Below are 18,402 nucleotides of genomic sequence, written 5' to 3' on the forward strand. Positions count from 1 at the left end.
ACCGGGCTGGCGTGGCCGCCAGCTACCACCAGCTCGGGATCCTCGCTCAGGATCGGGGCGACTACGCCGAGGCTGAACGCCGTTATCGGCAATCCCTGGCCATCAGCGAGGAGCTGGGCAACCGGGCTGGCGTGGCCGCCAGCTACCACCAGCTCGGGATCCTCGCTCAGGATCGGGGCGACTACGCCGAGGCTGAACGCCGTTATCGGCAATCCCTGAGCATCGACGAGGAGTTGGGCAACCGAACCGGCACGGCCAGCTCAATCAGCCAGCTCGGGACCCTGCGTACCGAGACGGGTGAATTCACCGAGGCAGTGGCCTTCCACTGCCAGGCCCTCGCGATACGGCTCGGAATCGGCATTCCCCAAGCCGGTTTCGATATCGCTCGACTCCGTGATCTTCGCAGGAACCTCGGCGAACACAGATTTTGCGACGCAGTCACCGCCATCCTCGACGAACAATCGTTGCAGGCGCTGACCGATTTACTCGATGAGCCAGAAAGTCCAGAACGAGACGGCACATAGGCTCCCACCCGGCGCGGCAAAAACCCAGAAACCGCACAGGCTGCGCACTCATTTAGCGGTGATCCGCGCGTTGGCTGGCTGCCCACCGGTGCTTCAGCCTGGTCGGGGCGCCAACTGCCGGCGGTCCGCCGGAGTCCACGTCGATTCAGGCGAGGAGGAGAAACGTCGGCACAGCGATGAGGATGCCCGCGACAGTCCCCGCGACAACCTGACCAATCGTGTGATCGCCCAGCCGCACACGAGACCAGCCCACCAGGGCGACGATCGCCAGCGATGGGATCAGCGCTGGCCCGAACACGATGATCAGTACGGACATCGAGCCACTGGCGACCGCAGCGTGGGCACTGAGCTTCCACACCTGGTTGATCGCGGTGACGATGAGAAGCACGGCGAACATCACCACGACCATGGCGACGAGCGGCCGAGGGGCGCCGGCGAGAACGAGCGCGGCGAGACCAACAAGGACGGACAGTAGTCCGTAGACCAAAGGCATGCGGCGCTGCTCGCGTACGCCGATGTGGTGGTCGGTGAGTTGTCCCCGTCGTACTCCGACCCAGATGACGGCGTACGGGACGACGGAGCAGAACAGTATGGCGAGCAGTGCCCAGCCGAGGCCGGTCACGACGGCGGGGGCGGTGCTGTGCAGGGCGATGATCAGCGGCATCACGGCCGCGAAGACTGCCGGCGCACATGCTTCGGTGACGACCCGTGCCACTCGGGAGGTGGCATTGGCAGGCAGGTCGACGAGTGCGGGCACGATGAAGTTCTACCTCTCGGACGATTGCGGGCTGATAGGCAATGCTTCGGATCTGGCGTGCGAGATGATCATCTCGGCCATCGGGGATGCGATCGCCCGGGCTACCTGGGCAAGCCACGTCACCTGGTCGGCGGCGCCGAGATCACCCGCGGCCGATTCACGGGGTGGGCCCAGCGGTAGGGCGAGGGCTTCGATGGCCTCACTGGATGGGGGTGCGCCATCGAGCCGGGACTTCAGTGCCGCACCGATGACGACGGCTTCGACCATGGCGGTCTGTTGCTCACCGAGGAGGCCGCCTTCCTGAGCAGCGCTCTGCGCCTGCCTGAGGACTGCCGTCGACATCCACGGCCGCAGGGTGGCGTAGCCGTCCAGGATCTCCACGGTGATCCTGACCCGTCGCAGGGAAGCGTCCCGGGCGATCGATAGAGCGCCGCGCACACCAGACGGCGGCGGAAGTAGCGCGATCTCAGGCAGCACAGCGTGGATGCGCGTCCACAACGGGTACAGCCGGTAGTAGTCCCGGAACGCCGCGGCCCCTATCCATAGCCGGTCCAGGCCGACGCGAGGACCCCAGGACGGAATTGTCGACCCGATCAGGACCAGCAGGATCGACGTGCTGAACGTCAGTACCACCACCGCATCCGTGATCAGAGCAACGTCTGAGGACCTGTTTCCTAAGGCAACGGCCACGAGCTTGGCGGGCACGTAGGCGAGCCCCCACAGCGAGCCAACCGTGATCATCCGGAGGCCGAAGCGCAACAGCGGCCGATGGGCGATGCCGGCGTAACGATTCGCCAAGACCACTACTTGCGTCAGTGACCAGCCCAGGTAAGCCAGGTACACGAACAGGTAAGCCACGTACACGAAGTGGAATGGAGGGTGGAAGGGCTCGCCGTAGTACTCGTCGGTTCGAACGCGCGGATCAGAGGGACTGACGTCCGACGGTGTCGCGACAAACATCATGATCATGACAGCGATGGTGAGCGCCAGAGCGATGGTCCGCCGACGCACCCGCCGCCGGGTGCTGACGTCGCGACTGGTCATGTAGAGAAGGAATGCTTGCGCCGCTGTGACGCACACCAGTGACAGGCAGTTGGACATCAGTCGGGTGACGTCCGGAATCCCGAACAGCTGGTCGATCTTTGGCATGAGCGGCTGAAGGGTCATCGAGATGGTGATCGCGATCAGGGCAAGGCACAGTGCACGAAGAGGGCGGTTGCCTCGGTCCCGCGCCAGGTCGCGCAATTTGTAGAGGCTCATACCCCAGCAGATGAGCGTCACGACGATCATGAGGCCGCGAGCGAGGCTCACCATCAGGCAGCCCGGCCTTCCAGCGTCGCAACCAGCCTGGCGGAGACTCGAGGATCAGCTGGCGCGGAGGTCGGAATCGCGGACCATGACTCGGCGCGTTGCACGGCGACCGTCCCGAAGACCTCCGCCCGGCGCTCGATCGGCTCGTCATAGGCGAGACGCGCCAGTGCAATCTCGGGTACGGACGGATCCACCGACGGCATGAGCATGGCCGCGAGACATTCGAGATCATTCGGGATGGCGACATCGTCGAACATCATGTGCCCGTATTCGTGGCCGATGATGAGGCTCTGCCGCACTTTGCCAGCATTGGCGTCGTAAAACACGTAGTCGGCGAGCTCGCCGGCTACCCAGAGGCCGTGGGGGGCAAGGGCTGGCAGATGTCGAGGGATGAGGTGAACCTGCCGTCCACGGCGATGCTCGATCCGGTCGTGCAGTTGAGCGAAGGTGAAGGTCGAAGGCAGCTTGAGTGCGGAGAGGAGCTGCGCCGCCTGCTGTCGCAGGTGACTCACGCCGCTATCGGTATGACGTTGCATCGAGTTCCCTGTTCCTCAGGCTCTGGCATGGTCTGGCCCCGTGGCAAGCTCTCAGCGGCCTCACCGCACTGCCTTCCCCGGGTGATACTCGAGAACAGAGGAGAGCCGTTCGAGCAACGGTGTGTGGGACCCTGGAGGCTTTGGTGCCACCCAGCCGTCACTCAGTTGCAACACCCGGGTCGCGAACACCTCGGCCTGGTGCTCCTCGGGCTGTGTGTAGACCACGCGCTTGAGATTCCGCCGCAGTCTGGCCATGTCGGCTGCATGGAGTGCGTTGCTGATATCGCGTCCAACGGCGGGACGACCGATGTGATCGAAGACCATGTGGCCGATGCCATGCAGGACGAGATGGTCCAGGTGGAGGCGAGGTGGAGCCGATCCAACCAGGATGTGATCGGTTGTCGCGCCGCGACACCACATGGCGCGAGCGTCTGCCCGGCGTGTCCGGACAACTGTCACAACCAGCGGTCGGCCCCGGACCCGTTGCAGTTCCGCGCAAACGTCCCCCACCGTGAAGGTCGCTGGCATGGCAAGGCTGTGCAGGACCTCATCGCATCGGCGAATTTGCTGCTCGTTCCACGCTGCGGTCCGGTCGTCGTACCACCACCAGCTCTGTAACCGTACGCACCCGGCGGTGACCGGCGGCCGATGACCTGATCGTTCGAGGACGTCGGTCATGAACGACGCTGCCGTTCGGCGCTCTCCAGCCGGCCACGGGCGGCAGCCTCCAGTCGCTGCACCTGCTCGATCATCGCGACAACTGCCGCATGGCCCTCAGGTGATAGCTGGGCGTCCACCAATCGCATGGCCACCTGCTTGATTCGCGGATCGCTCAGAGCCTGGGCGAGCCTGTGCTCATGTTGATCTTCTGACGTCTCAGCGAAGAAGGCGGGCGGCTGGCCAAAGAAGGCCGCGATGGCGTCGACGACCGAACGCCGTGGGTCGGGCGATCGACCTTGCCGGAGGTTGCTCAGGTGCGTGTGGGAGATCTTGCAACCTCGCCGCGTCAATTCGTTGGCGACGTAACGGATGCTGTAGGGCTTCCCGGCAGGGTCCGTGACATGGAGGAATAGCCAGTCGAGCCGTTCGGCGAACGTCTCGCCGGCTGAATCGTCGGCCTCGGCCATCGGGGACTCCTCGCGACTTGGAACACAAGGTTTACACGATGGTCCTTGATGGAATCAAGCATTGACAGAGCTACGCGCTGTATGCGTAACATTACGAATCTCTGGCAGCAGGTGTGGACACGATGGCTGAAGTGTCATTGCCCGTTGCCAGAATGCTCCTGGGTGGCGGCTGCAGCGCCATCACGACAGGCCGCGCCTGAGCACGCGCTGGCTGCGGTCATCTCAATGCCGGCGTGCGACAGAGCCTGCCTTGCGGCCGGCGGTATGACCACGGGCTGAACACCTAGTCAAAAGGGGATGGGTCGTTGCGTCAGATCCAACTGATCACGAGCCGCGCCGCCATCGCAGCTGCGATAGCTGCCCTCGCCTTGAACGTGGCCGCATGCACCTCGGACGATGACGGTGTCGCACCGGGTGCGGGACCAGCCAGTTCGCAACCGGCTCCCAGCGTCGACGCACAGGACGCCCGTGCGAGTGCGTCCACACTGGCCGCATACCAGAACTACGTACGGGCCTACGTCACCGCGTCGAATAGGGGCGACTACAACGCCAAACTCGACAAATTCATGGCCGATCCAGCGCTGCTGACCGTGCGCCAGGACCTCCTGATCAAGTTTCAGCAGGGACTCGTCACGAAGGGTGAACCCACCTCGACGCCCAAGGTGAGCAAGGTCGACACGAGCCGGCGCCCCTTCACCGCTGAGGTCGAGGACTGCTTCGACACCGGCACATGGGACGTCGTCTCCAAGAAGACTGGCAAATCGGCGCGGACCGCGGGACAGGCAACAAGGTACGTGGTGATCGCGAAGGCGGAGTTGTTCGACGACGGTCAGTGGCGTATCCGAGAGGTCGGCGCCCAACGGGAGAGGCCATGCTGATCCGAAGGGCGTTTGTGGCTGCGACCCTGGCGATCGCTGGCAGCAGCCTCATGGCACCGGGCGCGGCGTACGCGGACTACGAGCACTGCGACGCGTTGGGCAACTGCTACTGGGTTGTCGAGAAACCCGGCACCGGGGGTGGCGGAAACGGCGGCGGGGACAACAACACTGGTGGTGGCGCCGGTAAGGGCTGCAGCTATGAAGGCCTGATCGTGCCGTGCGTGGTCGATGGGCTCGGTGTGTGGGACGGGTCCTGCTACGTCGACCGAGTCCCTCCACCGCCGCGCGGCCGGACCGACGGCTACTGGAGCATCCGTACGTGCGGCGTCTTTGGGGGTGTCGCCTCACAGACGCCGGCGACTTGGTCGGCGGATCCGCCGGCTGGGATTTTGCCGTCATACCAGGAGCTCGCTCAACGAGCCATCGCTCAGATGAACCTCGACGGCCCGAACATCGAAATCGCGCCGCAGACCAACGGTGCCGGCCTGGTCGGTCTGCCCATCTGGCTCTGGAACACGGTAAGTCCCAGCACCTGGGGCCCGATCACGCGGACAGCGGCAGTGCCGGGACGCTCGGTCACCGCCACCGCCAGGGCGGAGAAGATCGTCTGGAGCATGGGCGACGGCAACTCGATCACCTGCACCACGCCAGGCACCCCCTATCACCCCTCATACGGCAACAGGAAGTCGCCGGACTGCGGTTATGACGGCTACTCCCAGCCGAGCAGTACTCAGGCCGGAGGCCGATACACCGTCACGGCCACCACATCATGGCTGGTCACGTGGAGCGGCGGGGGTGGAAACACCGGCTCCCAAACCGTCGACCTGTCCTCCACCACCACGATCGACATCGACGAACTGCAGGTGATCACGTCATGACCAGTGCACCGATGAAGTCCTCCCGCTCTGCCCCGCCGGTTGCTGCTCCCTACGCCGTTCCCCGCGTGGCACCGCAACGCCGCTGGCGGCCAGCACTCGTCTGGTTGGCGGTAGCGCTTGTCGCTGCCGGTGGGCTGATCGCCGCTGCGGTACTGCGCAAGGTCGGCACCACCGCCGAGTACCTGGCAGTGAACAGCACGGTCGAGGTTGGCTCGACCATCGATCGGTCGGATCTCAGCACGGTACGCATCACTGTCGACCCAGCGCTCAAGCCGATCAGGGCCGGCGCCGCTGACGAGGTCGTTGGCAAGTTCGCGGCGGTCGGGCTGGTACCCGGCACCTTGCTGACCAAGGCACAGCTCACCGAAACGGCCGTGCCGGGGCAGGGTGAGCAGCTGGTGGGACTCAGCCTGTCGCAGGAGCGCATGCCCGCCGAGAGGGTGAAGCCGGGCGCTCGAGTGCTGCTCGTCGTAACCCCGGACGACGGTCCAGCCTCGGGCCAGCAGCAGACGACGGCTGCGCCGATCAGCATCGTGGCGACCGTGGCGGACGTGCGCGCCGGGGTCAAGGAAGGCATAACGCTCCTCAACGTCGCTGTCCCCGAGCGTGATGGACCGCTCATTGCTTCCCATGCGGCCGTCGGCCACATCGTCGTCGCACTGACCCCGGGGAGCTGACGTGGCCATCATCGCGATGGTTTCGGCCAAGGGCTCGCCCGGCGTCACCACCACCGCGCTGGCGTGCGCCTTGTCCTGGCAGGGACGCACCGTACTGGCCGAGTGCGATCCGGCTGGCGGCAGCGTCCTGAGCGGCTACCTGTCGAGACTCGAGATCCCGCCCATCGGCCTCCTGCCGCTGGCCGCGGCGGCCCTCCGCGACCAGCTCGCCGACACCTTCCCTCATCAGCTCGTCGATCTCGACGCCAAGGACCCGGGTCAGCGTCTCGTCCTGCCGGGCATCAACGACACGGTTCAGGCGAGCACCATCCGACCGACCTGGGATCCACTGACCACGTTCTTCGGTCAGCTGGAGCACCGTGAACCCGGCTACGACGTCATCGCCGACTGCGGCCGACTCGCCACCAGTGCGCCGCCGTGGCCGCTGCTGTTCCGCGCTGATCTGCTGCTTCTCGTGGTACGCGCGACGAACTTGCGGACCATCGCGCCGGCCGCGGGCGCGGCAGAGATGCTCCGCCGGGAATTGACTCAGTACGGCCAGGGGACTGGAACGCTCGCCCTGGCCCTGATTGGCGACGGTCCCTACCGCCGACGGGACATCGAACAGCGCCTGCAGCTACCCACCGCGATTGAGCTCCCCGACGACCGGCGTACCGCCGAGGTGTTGAGCGACGGCGGCGGCCGACTACGAGGCAACGAGCGGTTGCTTCGGGCCGCCGCCAGTGCGGAGCCGGCAGTATGCGATGCGATCGCACGGCGGCGAGCTCACCTGGCGCCCACGTCAACAAGGGGGAGTAGCCGTGCCTGAGGAGCGCCAAACCAGCCGTCCGACGCGGCCGGCAGCCGTCGACCGCCTAGCCACGAACAGCCACCGCTGGCCCACGAACGGCACCGCGCCCGCCTTCAGGCCGGCGCCCGAACCGCCCGCCGTTGCGGCACACGAAACTGCGCCTATCAGCATCGACTACGCGGCGGTGCGACTGCTGCGCGCCCGGGTCAGTGCGGAACTGACCGTGGCACTCAGGGAGACGCCGAACGTCTCCACGGCCCACCGGCACGCCGAAGCGGAACGCATCGCCGCTCGGCTGGTACGCGAGCATGTCGACGCTCTGCACCAGGCCGGGCAACCGATCCCGCAGGCCGAAGAAGACGCCCTGCTCGACGCGGTCGCGGCCGACATGTTCGGCCTCGGCCGCCTACAACAGCTGCTCGATCGTCCGGACATCGTCAACATCCACATCCTCGGCTGCGACAACGTGCGAATCGAGCACACCGACGGTCGGATCACGGTAGGCGAGCCCGTCGCCGAGACCGACAAGGAACTCATCGACATGTTCCAGGTCCTGGCGATGCGCGCCGGAGCGACCGAGCGCTCACTGTCGTCGACCAAACCGTGGCTGGACATGCAGCTGCCCGACGGTAGTCGCCTCACCGTACTCATGCAGGTGTCGGTGCGCCCCTACGCGGCCATCCGCCGGCACACCCTCATGGACGTCAGCCTGGAGGACCTCCGCGACAAGTACGGCGCCATCGATGACCTGATCTGCCAGTTTCTCAAGGCGGCCATGGCCGCCGGTCTCAACATCATGGTCGCCGGACTGGCCGATGCCGGCAAGACAACCCTGCTGCGTGGTCTGGCCCGCGAGATCCCGGACCGGGAGCAGTTCGTCACCCTGGAGGAGTCCCGCGAGCTCGGTCTGCACACCACCGGACGACACCGATGGGCGATGAGTCTCGAGTCGCGCGAGGGCCACGGATCACGCGGCGCCGACGGCCGACCTGCAGGCGAGGTCACGATCATGGACATGATCCCGCTGACCCTCCGGATGTCCGTGCAGCGGATCATCGTCGGTGAGGTCCGATCCCGGGAGATCGTGCCGATGTTGCAGGCCATGGCTACCAGCAAGGGCTCCCTCTGCACCATCCACGCCCGGCACCCGCGAGCCGTCATGGACCGTGTCATCGAACTCGCACTACAGCACGGATCCGAGATGACCGCCGAACTGGCACGGCGGATGGCCGGTGGAGCCATCGACCTCATCGTGTACGTCAATGTCGAGGACGAGACCAAGCTCGGTGGCCGGAAACACCGCTACGTCTCAGAAGTCCTCGAGGTGGGCGGGATGAGTGGTGACCAACTCGTCACTACCCAGGTCTTCGGTCCGGGCTCGGACGGACGAGCCGTACCCCGGCATCTGCCGGAACGCCTGCTCGAACCCCTGCTGCGTGTCGGATACAACCCGCGCGACCTGACCGCCTACATCCAGCAAGGAGAGCACAACCGCGGCACATGGACGGCCGGTCTTGACACCCTGAAGAGGCGGCCATGAGCCTGCTCGACCTCGCCGCTGTGCTTGCGGGCATGCTGGCTGTCGGCGGCGCGGTGCTCGGCGTCTTCGGCGTCGTGGGGACCACCCGTCCGCCCCGACCTTCATCGGCCCTTCAGCAGCAGGCACGCCGCTGGTGGACCGGGCCCGGGCGCACGCGCCGGGAGCACCGTACCCACCAGGTCAGAGTGGGTACGGCGATCGGCGCCGGTGCCCTGACCTGGCTGCTGACCGGCTGGCCGGCCGCCGGGATGATCATCGGCATCGCCGTCCCCGGCATACCGTGGCTGTTCGCCGCAGGTCGCGCGGAGAAGCAGGCGATCGCCCGGCTGGAGGCCGTGGAAGCCTGGACTCGCCGATTGGCCGACATCGTCGCCCGGGGAATCGGTCTGCAGCAGGCCGTCGTCGCCACCGCCGCGACGGCGCCGCAACTCATCGAGCAGGAGGTCCGCGACCTGGCGGCGCGTCTGCAGGGCAGTGCCGACCCTATCGCCGCCCTTCAGCAGATGGCCGACGACCTCAACGACTACACCGCTGACCAGGTCATCGCCCCGCTCATGCTCCACGTCACCGACCGCGGTGAGGGTCTACACGAGGTGTTGACCGGGATCAGCCGGTCCATCGCCGCCGAGATCGAGATGCGCTCGACGGTGGATGCGAAACGCGAGGGCCCTCGCTTCGCCGTTCGGTTTCTGACTGGCATGACGATCCTGCTGCTGGGTTACGGGGTGATCAACCCGCACTATCTGCGGCCGTACGGCAGCGTGCTCGGGCAGCTCGTGCTGCTCTTCCTCGCCGGCCTGTACGTCGTGCTCATGACCTCGGTTCGCAAGCTCAGCCTGCCGCCCAAGCGGGAACGGCTACTGCCACTGGTCGAGGTGCAGACCTTGGCGGCGACAGCATGAACAACAGCTATGTCACCGCCATGGTCCTCGCCGGCGCGATGGCTGGGTTCGGGGTGTTCCTGCTGGTCGTACAGCTGATTCCGGCGCCGCCGGCGCTCGGTCCCGCGCTTCGGCGGCTTCATCCGCTGAGCGCCGCGAGCAACACCCCGGCCGGCATCAGCTGGCTCCGGCGGCGGTTCACGGTGCCGTACGCCGACCTGCGGTTGCTGGACCGCAGCACCGACCAGTACCTCCTCACTCTGGGGCTGTCGGCACTGTTCTGCCTGGTCCTGCCCGCCCTGATCACCGTCGCCGTTGCGGTGCTGTCTCTGCCAATTCCGGTGTTCATCCCCGTGGGAGCGACGATCGCCGCCGCCTTGGCCGGCGCAGTACTGGCACACCGAGAGGTCGCGTCCAAGGCGGCGGTCGCACGGGCTGAGTTCACCCGGGCCATGTGCACCTACCTCGACCTCTCCGCACATCAGGTTCTTGGTGGACATGGCCCAGTGGAGTCGCTTGACCGTGCGGCCAGCGTCTGCCATGGCTGGGTCTTCGCCCGCATCCGAGAAGCGCTGTTCAGCGCCCAGCTGCAACTGCGACCGCCGTGGGACGAACTGAAGGTCCTCTCCCGCGACATCGAGGTCATCGAGCTGGGTGACCTGGCGGACATCATGCGCACCGCCGGCAGCGAAGGCGCCAGCGTCCACCAGACGCTTCGCGCCCGCGCCGACTCGATGCGAGACCGAATCCGCACCGAGGCTCTCGCCCAGGCCGAGCTGCGTACCAACAAGCTCGACATCCCCGCTGCGGCACTGATCCTCGTGCTCCTCGTCCTCATCGGCTATCCGTTCATGGCCCGACTGTTCGTCCGCTGATCCCGGCACACCCCTCACGGAAGGAACCCGCCATGCTCACCATCCACGGCATCGTCGCCTACCTGACGACTCGCTGGCAGGACCTGACCGATCCGACCCAAGCCGACCGTGGCGACAGCCCAGTCGGTACCGCCGTCATCACCGCGATCCTCGTCGCCGGCGCCGTGGTCGTCGCCGGTGCGATCGTTGCCGTCGCCAACGGCTGGGTGGCCCTCATCCCGACCCAGCCGTGACCCGGGGGCAGCCCACCGTCCGCCTGTGCCCGACCGGACGCGGGCGGACGGGTCCCTGGCTCAGCGACCGTGGCAGCTCACCGGTGGAGTTCGCCATCATCGCGCTGCCGATGATCCTGCTGACCTTCGCCGTCATCCAGGCCGGGCTGATCTTCTTTGCCCAGTCCATCGCGTTGGGTGCGGCGACTCAGGGGGTCAACGCCGCCCGGGGTTACCAGTCCTCAGCCACAGCGGGAGAGTCGCGGGCGACCAACTTCCTGTTGGCAGCGGGAGCGGGCCTGGAGAATCAGCAGGTCACCGTTATCCGCACCGCGACCGAGGTGCGAGTCACCGTTACCGGTCAGGCGATCACGGTGTTACCAGGGATCAGCTGGACCATCAGCAAGTCCGCCCATGGACCCGTCGAGCGGCCCACCACGCCATGAGCACCTGGTGGATCCGCGATCAGCGCGGCTCGGCGAGCATCGAGATGGCGGTGGTGGCACCGGCCATCCTGGCGTTGTTCGCCGGCGTCGTCATCGGTGGTCGGGTAAACCTCGCCCGCCAGGCGCTCGAGACGGCGGCCTACGACGCCGCCCGTACGGCGTCCCTGGCCCGAACCGGCAGCGAGGCGAACGCGCAGGCGCTGGCCGCTGCCAACTCAACCCTTGACGCTCAAGGGTTGAGCTGCACCGACTTGGACGTCACCGTGTCCACCGCGGGCTTTGCTGTTCCTGTCGGCCAACCCGCAACCGTTACCGCCACAGTTAGCTGCACCGCTACCTTCTCCGACGTCGCGCTGCCCGGGATGCCCGGCACCGTGCCGCTGGCCGCTTCCTTCACCAGCCCGCTGGACACCTACCGGAGCAGAGCTCTCGGGTTCGCGAATTCCGAAGCGTCGATAGGCGGGAACTGACGTGCCCACCCTCAGTATGACCACCGTTGAGCGCTCGGGTTCGCGAACTGGCGCGGCGGCTCGGACGGCGCGGCAAAGCTGGAGAGCCGCCGTCCGTTCGCCGTCTGTTAGAGGTGACGGCAGTGCGCAGATCGGATGCCGAGCCGAGTCACGGTGTCTTATGCGCGATGGCGAGCCGAGTCCGGTACTGCTTGGTAATTGCTCCGCCGTAGATGTCGTCGATCAGGTGAGTGATGCACGTGAACAGGCCGCTGCGTGCCTGCGGTGCCATGGCTCGATTGCCGGAGTAGGTCATGAGCAGGTTCAGATACTCGGGGGCCGTGTAGGTCTGTTGCCACTCGTAGCGCCGGAATTCGGCTGGCCCGAATCGTGCCGATCGATCGAACTCTGCTGCCTCCTCGGGGGTTTCGTCGTCGGTCGTCAGGCGCATGCCGGGCGGTGTTGTGGGGTCGAAACGTTCGTAGCAGCGTTGTGCGTCGGCGAAGAAGGCGTTCGTTCCGCCGGCGATGTGGTGAGTCGAGACGATGCCAAGAGATCCGCCGGGACGCAGCATGTCCGCTGCCTTGATCATGCGCACCTCGGGGTCAAGCCAGTGGAACGCGGTCGCGGAGAGAACCGCGTCGAAGGTTCCGTCGGAGGGCTGCCAGTCCTCGAACGCCGAGACGACGACGGTGACGTTCGGGAACTGAGCGAGATTGCGGCGGGCGATGGCGACCATGTCGGGGCTGAGGTCCATCGCGACGACGGTGCATCCCAGTTGTGCCAGGGGCAGGGTCGCTTGGCCGGTGCCGCATCCGATCTCCAGCACCCGAGCGTGCGGCCCGAGACCGGCGAGCGTGGCGAGGTCGGTGAACAGCGGGGGTGGATAGCTGGGACGGCATTGGTCGTAGAGTTCGGCGTCCTGGCCGAACGTGGTGCGCAGCATTTCTCGGTTGGGGTCGGTCATGGTGGCTGGTTATCCCTTCAAGTCGCGCAGGCTGGGATGCTCGGGTGCCCCGGGCAGGAACGGGCGCACCCGCGACGCCCAGTCGTGGTCAGGTGCCCTCTGCGGGAGGATCCTGAGTCCGTCGAACACCGCCGTGCAGTTAACGGCTCTGGGATGTTGCCGCAACGGCAGTGCCGTGACGGGGCCATCGCTCGGCCGGTGGCACAACTCCATGCCGGGGATGGGGTCCGCGGGCACGCGCGGCATTTTCCCAGCGGGGGTCCGCTGTTGGCGACGGATTTCAGTTGCTCCTGGTCAGGATTGGTCGTTGCCGCTGAGGTGCGGATGGCTGATGACGTTGGTGTAGCGGGTGCCGGCTTGGATGCTCAGGCCGAACAGGTCGGCCAGGCGGCGGACGGTGACCGGCCCGCCGGGCCAGCAACCAAAGCAAAACCCGACGCCAGTCATCGCCGCCGGGGCGCGTCGGCAGACGCTGCATTTGCGGCGCCGTCGGGCGATCGCGCCCGGCTTCTTGGGCGTCATGCCGGAGGCAGCGACCGGTTGCGGCCCCGCCGGGGCGTCACCGTCGGCGACGGCAACCCAGCGGCCGTCGGGTCACCGGCCGTGCGGGCGGCAGGGGTCTGCGTGCGGCGAGCCTCCACCTGCTCAGGCTCGCGGACCAGCAACTCGGCCGGAGAGCAATCGAGCACCGTGCAGATCACGCCCAGGTCGTCCAGCCGGATCGTGGTCGGTGTCGTGGTCCACAGCGCCGACATCTTGCCCGCGCTGATCTCGAGCCCGTACTCGGCCAGCCGCCGACGCATCTCGGTCGACTTCCAAATAAGAGCAGTCGGCTTCGGGACTACTGAAGCAGGTTTTGGGGAGAGCCCGAGCGCGGGTGGAGCGTCATGAGAGTACGAACCATGTCCGGTTTCCGAACCCAGAGCGGCGAGCACGGTGGAAGGGGCTCTGACTGTTCCGTTGCCTTATCCCAGGTCGGCATGGTCGAGCTGCCTACGGAGCGCAGCAGCGAGGTCGTCCTGCTGCTGCTCGTTGACGCGTTGGTTCTCCGACGCGGCCAGGTAGGTGAAGATGCGCGGGCCGCGGCGGTCGTCGGGGAGGTCCGGCATTCGTGGCACCACGTGGAAGTGGACGTGGGCGAAGCCCTCCTTCTCGGCGAACTGCACCACGTAAGTTTTCAGGCATCCGGTCACGGTCCGCAGGGCTCGGGAAAGCCGGACCTGCCAGGTGCCGAGGCTGGCCGCTTCGGCGGCGGTGAGGTCGGCGATCGAGACCACGTGCCGGCGCGGGACGAGTATCAACCAGCCCGGCAGAGCGGTGTCGAAGGCATGGGCGATCCGCCAGTGTTCGTCGGAGGCGACGAGTTCGCGTGGCGGCAGGGTGCCGATCTGCTGGTTGTTCTGACAGGTGTAGCAGTCCATGTTCGAACACTAGTGCGCGGCACTTTTCCCGCAGGCCCTGATGAGGGTCGGGGGATCAACGGTCGCGCCATGACCGGCTCTGTTTCCGCGGCTGACTGGGTCGGCCAGGCGTACGTAACGTCGAACGTTGTAGTGATGACGGCCGATGCGATCACCAGGTCGTTCGGCAGCTCAAGGGGAACCGGTCAGATAGGCCCCATGCCATCTCGGATGAGCCAATGATCGTGGGTAGCCGCCGGTTGGGCGCCGACGACGGTCGGATCACGATCTGGTTCGCCGTCCTCGCGCCGGCCTTCCTCGCCTTGATCGGCCTGGTCGTCGACGGCGGTGCCAAGGTGCGTGCGTACCAACGGGCGGACAACATCGCCGCCGAGGCGGCCCGGGCTGGCGGACAGGCGATCCAGGCGGGGCAGGCCATCGACGGCGGTGCCAAGGAGATCGACGCCTCGATGGCCGCCACCGCGGTTCAGGCGTACCTCGGCGATCTCGACGGAGTCACGGGCACCGTCACCGTGGACGACGTCCAGCAGCTCACCGTCACCGTCACTGTCACCTACAACCCGATCCTGCTCGACCTGTTCGGTGGGGGAGCGGGCACGACGGTGACCGGCCGGGCCACCGCGACCCTCATCGCTCAATAGCAGACCGGGAAGGAGTCACCGTGGCGCGGACCGTACCGACGATCGGTCGGGGTAGACAGGCGCTCGACGGCCTCGGCGCCCTCGCCGTGGTCGCGCTGATCGTTATCCTGCCGATTCTTCTTGTCTGGGCGGCCGGTAATCCCCTACCCGGCTTGGCAGCATGGTTCACCGACCTGGTTGAAGATCCGAGCGCAGCCGCCGCCCAGATCTGGCATGCCATCAGCAGCCGGGACGATGGAGATCTCTTCCTGCAGACGTTGGCGCTGATCGGTTGGGTTGCCGTCCTGCTGGCCGCGTGGGCCTGGGTCACCTTTCTGGTCGCCCTGGTCGTGGAGACCACTGCCCAATTGCACGGGCGGCGCCGCGGTCGGGTCCCGCGCAACACCGCTCGCATCCCTGGCATGCGGCTGCAGCAGCGTGCTGCGGCCGCGCTCGTCGCGGCGATCCTCGGTGCCCTCGCCGCTCCGGCTCTGGCATCGGCATCAGTGCCCGCGGCCATCGCCAGCCCGCCCTCGATCGCAGCGCAGCATGCGAGCCCTGAGCAGGTCGCGCCGAGCAGAGCCGTACCGGCAAATGGTGCCAACGCCACCGGTTACCTTGAGCATTCGGTGGAGCGCGGGGAGAGCCTGCTCGACATCGCAGAGGGGTACAACGTTTCCTGGCAGCGCTTAGCTGAGGCCAACCACGGCCTTGCGCAACCCGACGGGCGGAGCCTTCAGCCAGGCAACACCCGGGTGTACGCCGGCTGGAAACTGCGGATACCGGTGGACGTCTCCCTGGCAGCAACCAGAACGAGGCAGACGACGCCCGCTGGAACGGCCGGGCCGTTGGTCTATGAGGTGGCGAGTGGCGACTGGTTAGTCGGTGTCGCGCAACGCTTCCTCGGTGACGCCGACCGCTACGCAGAGATTGCGGATATCAACCCGGATCTCGAACGACGTGACCACCGATTCCCGAACCACATCGAGAGCGGCTGGCGTGTCAGGCTGCCCAGCGACGCCCGCGATCGTGGTCCTGTCGACCACGCCCAAGGCCACCTTGTGGACAGCGGCCGCACCGAACCGGGTCCGAGCGCACCGGAAGTCGACGATCAGCCAGCCGTGCCCCGCTCACCGGACACTGGCGGGAATCAGCCCGGCCCAGCAGCTTCGCCGCCGCCGGAGTCGTCAACGGCCCCTACCGCCTCCGTCAGCCCGTCCATGACGCCCGTACCGTCGACCCCAGCAGGAGTGACTGCAGACCCTTCTGCACCCAACGACCAGCCGGCAAGCTCGACCGACGACAGCGACCTGGACGAGGCGATCGTCCTGGGGTCGTTGGCCGGCGCAGGGTTGCTTTGCGCACTGCTGCTCGCCACCGTGTTACGTCGCCGACGCCGCCAACGCCAGCACCGTCGGCCCGGCCGCCGGCTGCCGCACCCGCTTGGTGGTGCCACGGAACGAGCACTTCGCGTGGCCGAGCAACCCGCCGACGTCGACCGGCTCGACCTCGCCCTACGCAGCCTCGCCGCAGCGCTGGCGGAGCGGGAACAGCCTCTCCCGGACATCGCCGCCGCCTGGATCGTCGACCGCGAGGTCACGGTGGTGCTCAGCGAGCCCGGCCCACAACCGCCCGCACCATGGACCGACGGAGGCAGGAACTGGACCCTGCCCGGCGACGTCGTCATCCCGCCTTTCAGCGAGCAGTTGGCCCCGCTGCCGACTCTCGTTGCCGTCGGATCCCAGCCCGGTCGACACCTGTTGATCGACCTCGAACGTCTTGGAAGCCTCACCATCGCTGGCGACAGCGAACGCGCCCTCGCCCTGCTGCGCTACCTCGCTTGCGAGTTGGCCTGCAATGCCTGGTCCGATGAGGTGGAGGTCATCGTCACCGGCTTTCCGGTGTCGGAGACGGACCTACTCATCGCCCTCAACCCAGACCGGGTACGCGCGGTCTCCTCGGTCGGTGAGGCTGCCACGCGACTTCGGCGCCGTGCCGCAGCTGTGACAGCCGCCCTCAGTGCAAGCGGAGCAGCCGACACGTTCGCCGGTCGCATATTCGACGTCGGCGAAGCCTGGGCACCTCAAGTGCTGCTCGTCGCCGATCCGGACGCAGACGATCTCGGCGCACTCGATGAGCTGGGGAAGGAGTTGCGAGTCGCCGGTCGGTGCGCTGTCGCAGTGGCCAGCACCACGAAGGCTCCTGCCGCCACTGGCCCCAACACCGCCGTTATCGACGAGGATGGCCTGCTGCATCTGGCTCTGCCGTTCCTCGTGGTCGAGGGAGCCGCGGCCGGACTACCCGTACGAGAGCTGGAGCCTCTTGTCGAGATCATGACCGAGGCGCGAGCCGCCACGGACGAGCCCACCCCACCGGCCGCCGAACTGGAACGGTGGGCGGAAGACACAGATGCCGCCGGCTCAGTGCTCGACCTCCTCAGTACGAGCGGGCCGGCCGCACCGACGGCACCAGCATCCGACGATGCAACGATCGGCGCCGGTGAGATGTCGACTCCGCCGAACCCGATCGTTGCCGTTCCCCGCATCGAACGCGCTCGCACCGTCGCCACGATCCCGCCGCGCGAGGTCACCGCCGCGATTCGCCAGCGCCGCCGCCAAGCCGACCCGCAGCTCGATGCGGACTTGCGGGCCTGGCGCGAGCGGGACAGGCACCGCCCCCGGATCAGCGTCCTCGGGGCGGTCTCGGTCGAAGCGCCCGGCCCGGTGCCCGACCAGCGTCGTCGCTTTCACGCGGAACTCATCGTCTACCTTGCCCAACGCGGTGCCCGCGGAGCATCCGCCGAGCAGCTCACCGATGCGCTGTGGCCCGATCAACAGGTCAAGGATGCCAGCCGTCGGGTGGCCATCACCCGCGCCCGCCGGTGGCTGGGGGAGACTACCGACGGCACCGCCTGGCTGCCTGAGATGGGATCCGACCGGCTCTATCGGTTGGCGCCGGGTTACCTGTTGGACTGGCACCTGTTCCGCCGGCTGCGCAGCCGCGGCGAGAGCCGTGGTCCTGCCGGCGTGAAGGACCTACGCGCCGCGTTGGAGCTCGTTCAGGGTGCCCCTCTCGACGGAGCCGACCGCGCCTACGCCGCAGGCACCCGCAACCCCTTCACCTGGCTACCCGAGTCCGACATCTATCCGGGGCACATCACCTCCGCCGTCGTCGACACCGCCCACCAACTTGCCGAGCTCTACCTCGACGCGGGCGACCCCACGGGTGCGCGGTGGGCTGTACATCGGGCCTGGCTGGCCGATCCAGAGCGCGGTGACGACGGGCCCTGGCACGACATCATGCGAGCCGCGCATGCGGAGGGACATACCGCCGAGCTGCGCAACCTTCTGGGTGAGCTGATGCGCACCCGAGAAGCCGAGGTGCCCGAAGACCTGACACCGGTCACCTATGCCCTGCTACGCGAACTCCTGCCAGATTTGCTGTCCGCGACCAGCGGGACCGGATAGACCGACCGAGTACGCATCGGACGGATGTCGTCTGAACGCAATACGT

22 protein-coding genes are annotated in these 18,402 nt (G+C 67.0%); 13 read left to right on the top strand and 9 right to left on the bottom strand.

What is annotated here, in order from left to right; all coding sequences use genetic code 11:
• Positions 1 to 524: tetratricopeptide repeat protein (locus AB0F61_RS13635; RefSeq protein WP_357808349.1), on the top strand; the 524-nt coding region annotated here is incomplete at its 5' end.
• A gap of 145 nt (positions 525 to 669) precedes the next feature.
• Here the strand turns inward: AB0F61_RS13635 and AB0F61_RS13640 are convergent.
• The 5 genes from AB0F61_RS13640 to AB0F61_RS13660 form a co-directional block, all read right to left on the bottom strand.
• Entirely contained in the window at positions 670 to 1,188 is a 519-nt protein-coding gene (locus AB0F61_RS13640) for a hypothetical protein (RefSeq protein WP_357808575.1), read from the bottom strand.
• 102 nt (positions 1,189 to 1,290) lie between these two features.
• The gene (locus AB0F61_RS13645) at positions 1,291 to 2,571 is read right to left on the bottom strand and encodes an MAB_1171c family putative transporter (protein WP_357808352.1); all 1,281 of its coding nucleotides are present in this window, start codon (positions 2,569 to 2,571) and stop codon (positions 1,291 to 1,293) included.
• A 23-nt stretch (positions 2,572 to 2,594) separates the two neighbouring features.
• Complete coding sequence (locus AB0F61_RS13650; RefSeq protein WP_357808355.1) at positions 2,595 to 3,104, bottom strand: hypothetical protein; 510 nt, start codon at positions 3,102 to 3,104, stop codon at positions 2,595 to 2,597.
• Between the two features lie 84 nt (positions 3,105 to 3,188).
• Complete coding sequence (locus AB0F61_RS13655; RefSeq protein WP_357808358.1) at positions 3,189 to 3,806, bottom strand: hypothetical protein; 618 nt, start codon at positions 3,804 to 3,806, stop codon at positions 3,189 to 3,191.
• Positions 3,803 to 4,255, bottom strand: coding sequence for a hypothetical protein (locus AB0F61_RS13660; RefSeq protein ID WP_357808361.1), 453 nt, complete (start codon positions 4,253 to 4,255; stop codon positions 3,803 to 3,805). The genes AB0F61_RS13655 and AB0F61_RS13660 overlap by 4 nt, the downstream gene beginning before the upstream one ends.
• A 305-nt stretch (positions 4,256 to 4,560) precedes the next feature.
• Between AB0F61_RS13660 and AB0F61_RS13665 the strand changes: the two genes are divergently transcribed.
• The 10 genes from AB0F61_RS13665 (at position 4,561) to AB0F61_RS13710 (ending at position 11,902) form a co-directional block, all read left to right on the top strand.
• Positions 4,561 to 5,133 carry a hypothetical protein gene (locus tag AB0F61_RS13665; protein WP_357808364.1) on the top strand — a complete coding sequence of 191 codons (573 nt, stop codon included), beginning with the start codon at positions 4,561 to 4,563 and terminating at the stop codon, positions 5,131 to 5,133.
• On the top strand, positions 5,127 to 6,011 hold the full coding sequence (locus AB0F61_RS13670) for a hypothetical protein (protein ID WP_357808367.1): 885 nt from the start codon (positions 5,127 to 5,129) through the stop codon (positions 6,009 to 6,011). The genes AB0F61_RS13665 and AB0F61_RS13670 overlap by 7 nt, the downstream gene beginning before the upstream one ends.
• Positions 6,008 to 6,688: an SAF domain-containing protein gene (locus tag AB0F61_RS13675; protein ID WP_357808370.1), complete on the top strand. Its 681-nt coding sequence runs from the start codon at positions 6,008 to 6,010 to the stop codon at positions 6,686 to 6,688. The genes AB0F61_RS13670 and AB0F61_RS13675 overlap by 4 nt, the downstream gene beginning before the upstream one ends.
• Position 6,689: 1 nt before the next feature.
• The gene (locus AB0F61_RS13680) at positions 6,690 to 7,496 is read left to right on the top strand and encodes a ParA family protein (RefSeq protein WP_357808373.1); all 807 of its coding nucleotides are present in this window, start codon (positions 6,690 to 6,692) and stop codon (positions 7,494 to 7,496) included.
• 166 nt (positions 7,497 to 7,662) lie between these two features.
• Positions 7,663 to 9,018: an ATPase, T2SS/T4P/T4SS family gene (locus AB0F61_RS13685; protein WP_357808376.1), complete on the top strand. Its 1,356-nt coding sequence runs from the start codon at positions 7,663 to 7,665 to the stop codon at positions 9,016 to 9,018.
• Positions 9,015 to 9,920, top strand: coding sequence for a type II secretion system F family protein (locus AB0F61_RS13690; protein ID WP_357808379.1), 906 nt, complete (start codon positions 9,015 to 9,017; stop codon positions 9,918 to 9,920). Before AB0F61_RS13685 ends, AB0F61_RS13690 begins: the two co-directional genes overlap by 4 nt.
• On the top strand, positions 9,917 to 10,774 hold the full coding sequence (locus AB0F61_RS13695; protein WP_357808382.1) for a type II secretion system F family protein: 858 nt from the start codon (positions 9,917 to 9,919) through the stop codon (positions 10,772 to 10,774). The genes AB0F61_RS13690 and AB0F61_RS13695 overlap by 4 nt, the downstream gene beginning before the upstream one ends.
• A gap of 32 nt (positions 10,775 to 10,806) precedes the next feature.
• Complete coding sequence (locus AB0F61_RS13700; RefSeq protein WP_357808385.1) at positions 10,807 to 11,007, top strand: hypothetical protein; 201 nt, start codon at positions 10,807 to 10,809, stop codon at positions 11,005 to 11,007.
• An 83-nt stretch (positions 11,008 to 11,090) separates the two neighbouring features.
• Positions 11,091 to 11,432 carry a TadE/TadG family type IV pilus assembly protein gene (locus AB0F61_RS13705; RefSeq protein ID WP_357808388.1) on the top strand — a complete coding sequence of 114 codons (342 nt, stop codon included), beginning with the start codon at positions 11,091 to 11,093 and terminating at the stop codon, positions 11,430 to 11,432.
• Complete coding sequence (locus AB0F61_RS13710; RefSeq protein WP_357808391.1) at positions 11,429 to 11,902, top strand: TadE/TadG family type IV pilus assembly protein; 474 nt, start codon at positions 11,429 to 11,431, stop codon at positions 11,900 to 11,902. The genes AB0F61_RS13705 and AB0F61_RS13710 overlap by 4 nt, the downstream gene beginning before the upstream one ends.
• A 148-nt stretch (positions 11,903 to 12,050) precedes the next feature.
• Here AB0F61_RS13710 and AB0F61_RS13715 read toward each other — a convergent pair whose 3' ends face one another.
• From AB0F61_RS13715 to AB0F61_RS13730, 4 genes are all read right to left on the bottom strand, one after another.
• Positions 12,051 to 12,848 carry a class I SAM-dependent methyltransferase gene (locus tag AB0F61_RS13715; RefSeq protein WP_357808394.1) on the bottom strand — a complete coding sequence of 266 codons (798 nt, stop codon included), beginning with the start codon at positions 12,846 to 12,848 and terminating at the stop codon, positions 12,051 to 12,053.
• A 294-nt stretch (positions 12,849 to 13,142) separates the two neighbouring features.
• Complete coding sequence (locus tag AB0F61_RS13720) at positions 13,143 to 13,370, bottom strand: hypothetical protein (protein ID WP_357808397.1); 228 nt, start codon at positions 13,368 to 13,370, stop codon at positions 13,143 to 13,145.
• Positions 13,367 to 13,651, bottom strand: coding sequence for a helix-turn-helix transcriptional regulator (locus AB0F61_RS13725; protein ID WP_357808400.1), 285 nt, complete (start codon positions 13,649 to 13,651; stop codon positions 13,367 to 13,369). The genes AB0F61_RS13720 and AB0F61_RS13725 overlap by 4 nt, the downstream gene beginning before the upstream one ends.
• Positions 13,652 to 13,813: 162 nt before the next feature.
• Complete coding sequence (locus tag AB0F61_RS13730; RefSeq protein WP_357808403.1) at positions 13,814 to 14,269, bottom strand: HIT family protein; 456 nt, start codon at positions 14,267 to 14,269, stop codon at positions 13,814 to 13,816.
• 218 nt (positions 14,270 to 14,487) lie between these two features.
• Between AB0F61_RS13730 and AB0F61_RS13735 the strand changes: the two genes are divergently transcribed.
• Positions 14,488 to 14,910, top strand: coding sequence for a TadE/TadG family type IV pilus assembly protein (locus tag AB0F61_RS13735; protein WP_357808406.1), 423 nt, complete (start codon positions 14,488 to 14,490; stop codon positions 14,908 to 14,910).
• Between the two features lie 20 nt (positions 14,911 to 14,930).
• Entirely contained in the window at positions 14,931 to 18,356 is a 3,426-nt protein-coding gene (locus AB0F61_RS13740; protein ID WP_357808409.1) for a LysM peptidoglycan-binding domain-containing protein, read from the top strand.
• The last annotated feature ends 46 nt before the right edge of the window (positions 18,357 to 18,402 follow it).

It is taken from the genome of Micromonospora sp. NPDC023888, from assembly GCF_040639415.1.
Lineage (GTDB): Bacteria > Actinomycetota > Actinomycetes > Mycobacteriales > Micromonosporaceae > Micromonospora.

Bases quoted from the DNA above. Each gene is read 5' to 3' on its own strand.
- AB0F61_RS13640 (WP_357808575.1), bottom strand. From the start codon at position 1,188: ATGCCGCTGATCATCGCCCTGCACAGCACCGCCCCCGCCGTCGTGACC.
- AB0F61_RS13645 (WP_357808352.1), bottom strand. From the start codon at position 2,571: ATGATCGTCGTGACGCTCATCTGCTGGGGTATGAGCCTCTACAAATTG.
- AB0F61_RS13655 (WP_357808358.1), bottom strand. From the start codon at position 3,806: ATGACCGACGTCCTCGAACGATCAGGTCATCGGCCGCCGGTCACCGCC.
- AB0F61_RS13660 (WP_357808361.1), bottom strand. From the start codon at position 4,255: ATGGCCGAGGCCGACGATTCAGCCGGCGAGACGTTCGCCGAACGGCTC.
- AB0F61_RS13670 (WP_357808367.1), top strand. From the start codon at position 5,127: ATGCTGATCCGAAGGGCGTTTGTGGCTGCGACCCTGGCGATCGCTGGC.
- AB0F61_RS13675 (WP_357808370.1), top strand. From the start codon at position 6,008: ATGACCAGTGCACCGATGAAGTCCTCCCGCTCTGCCCCGCCGGTTGCT.
- AB0F61_RS13690 (WP_357808379.1), top strand. From the start codon at position 9,015: ATGAGCCTGCTCGACCTCGCCGCTGTGCTTGCGGGCATGCTGGCTGTC.
- AB0F61_RS13695 (WP_357808382.1), top strand. From the start codon at position 9,917: ATGAACAACAGCTATGTCACCGCCATGGTCCTCGCCGGCGCGATGGCT.
- AB0F61_RS13700 (WP_357808385.1), top strand. From the start codon at position 10,807: ATGCTCACCATCCACGGCATCGTCGCCTACCTGACGACTCGCTGGCAG.
- AB0F61_RS13710 (WP_357808391.1), top strand. From the start codon at position 11,429: ATGAGCACCTGGTGGATCCGCGATCAGCGCGGCTCGGCGAGCATCGAG.
- AB0F61_RS13715 (WP_357808394.1), bottom strand. From the start codon at position 12,848: ATGACCGACCCCAACCGAGAAATGCTGCGCACCACGTTCGGCCAGGAC.
- AB0F61_RS13720 (WP_357808397.1), bottom strand. From the start codon at position 13,370: ATGACGCCCAAGAAGCCGGGCGCGATCGCCCGACGGCGCCGCAAATGC.
- AB0F61_RS13725 (WP_357808400.1), bottom strand. From the start codon at position 13,651: ATGCGTCGGCGGCTGGCCGAGTACGGGCTCGAGATCAGCGCGGGCAAG.
- AB0F61_RS13730 (WP_357808403.1), bottom strand. From the start codon at position 14,269: ATGGACTGCTACACCTGTCAGAACAACCAGCAGATCGGCACCCTGCCG.
- AB0F61_RS13735 (WP_357808406.1), top strand. From the start codon at position 14,488: ATGATCGTGGGTAGCCGCCGGTTGGGCGCCGACGACGGTCGGATCACG.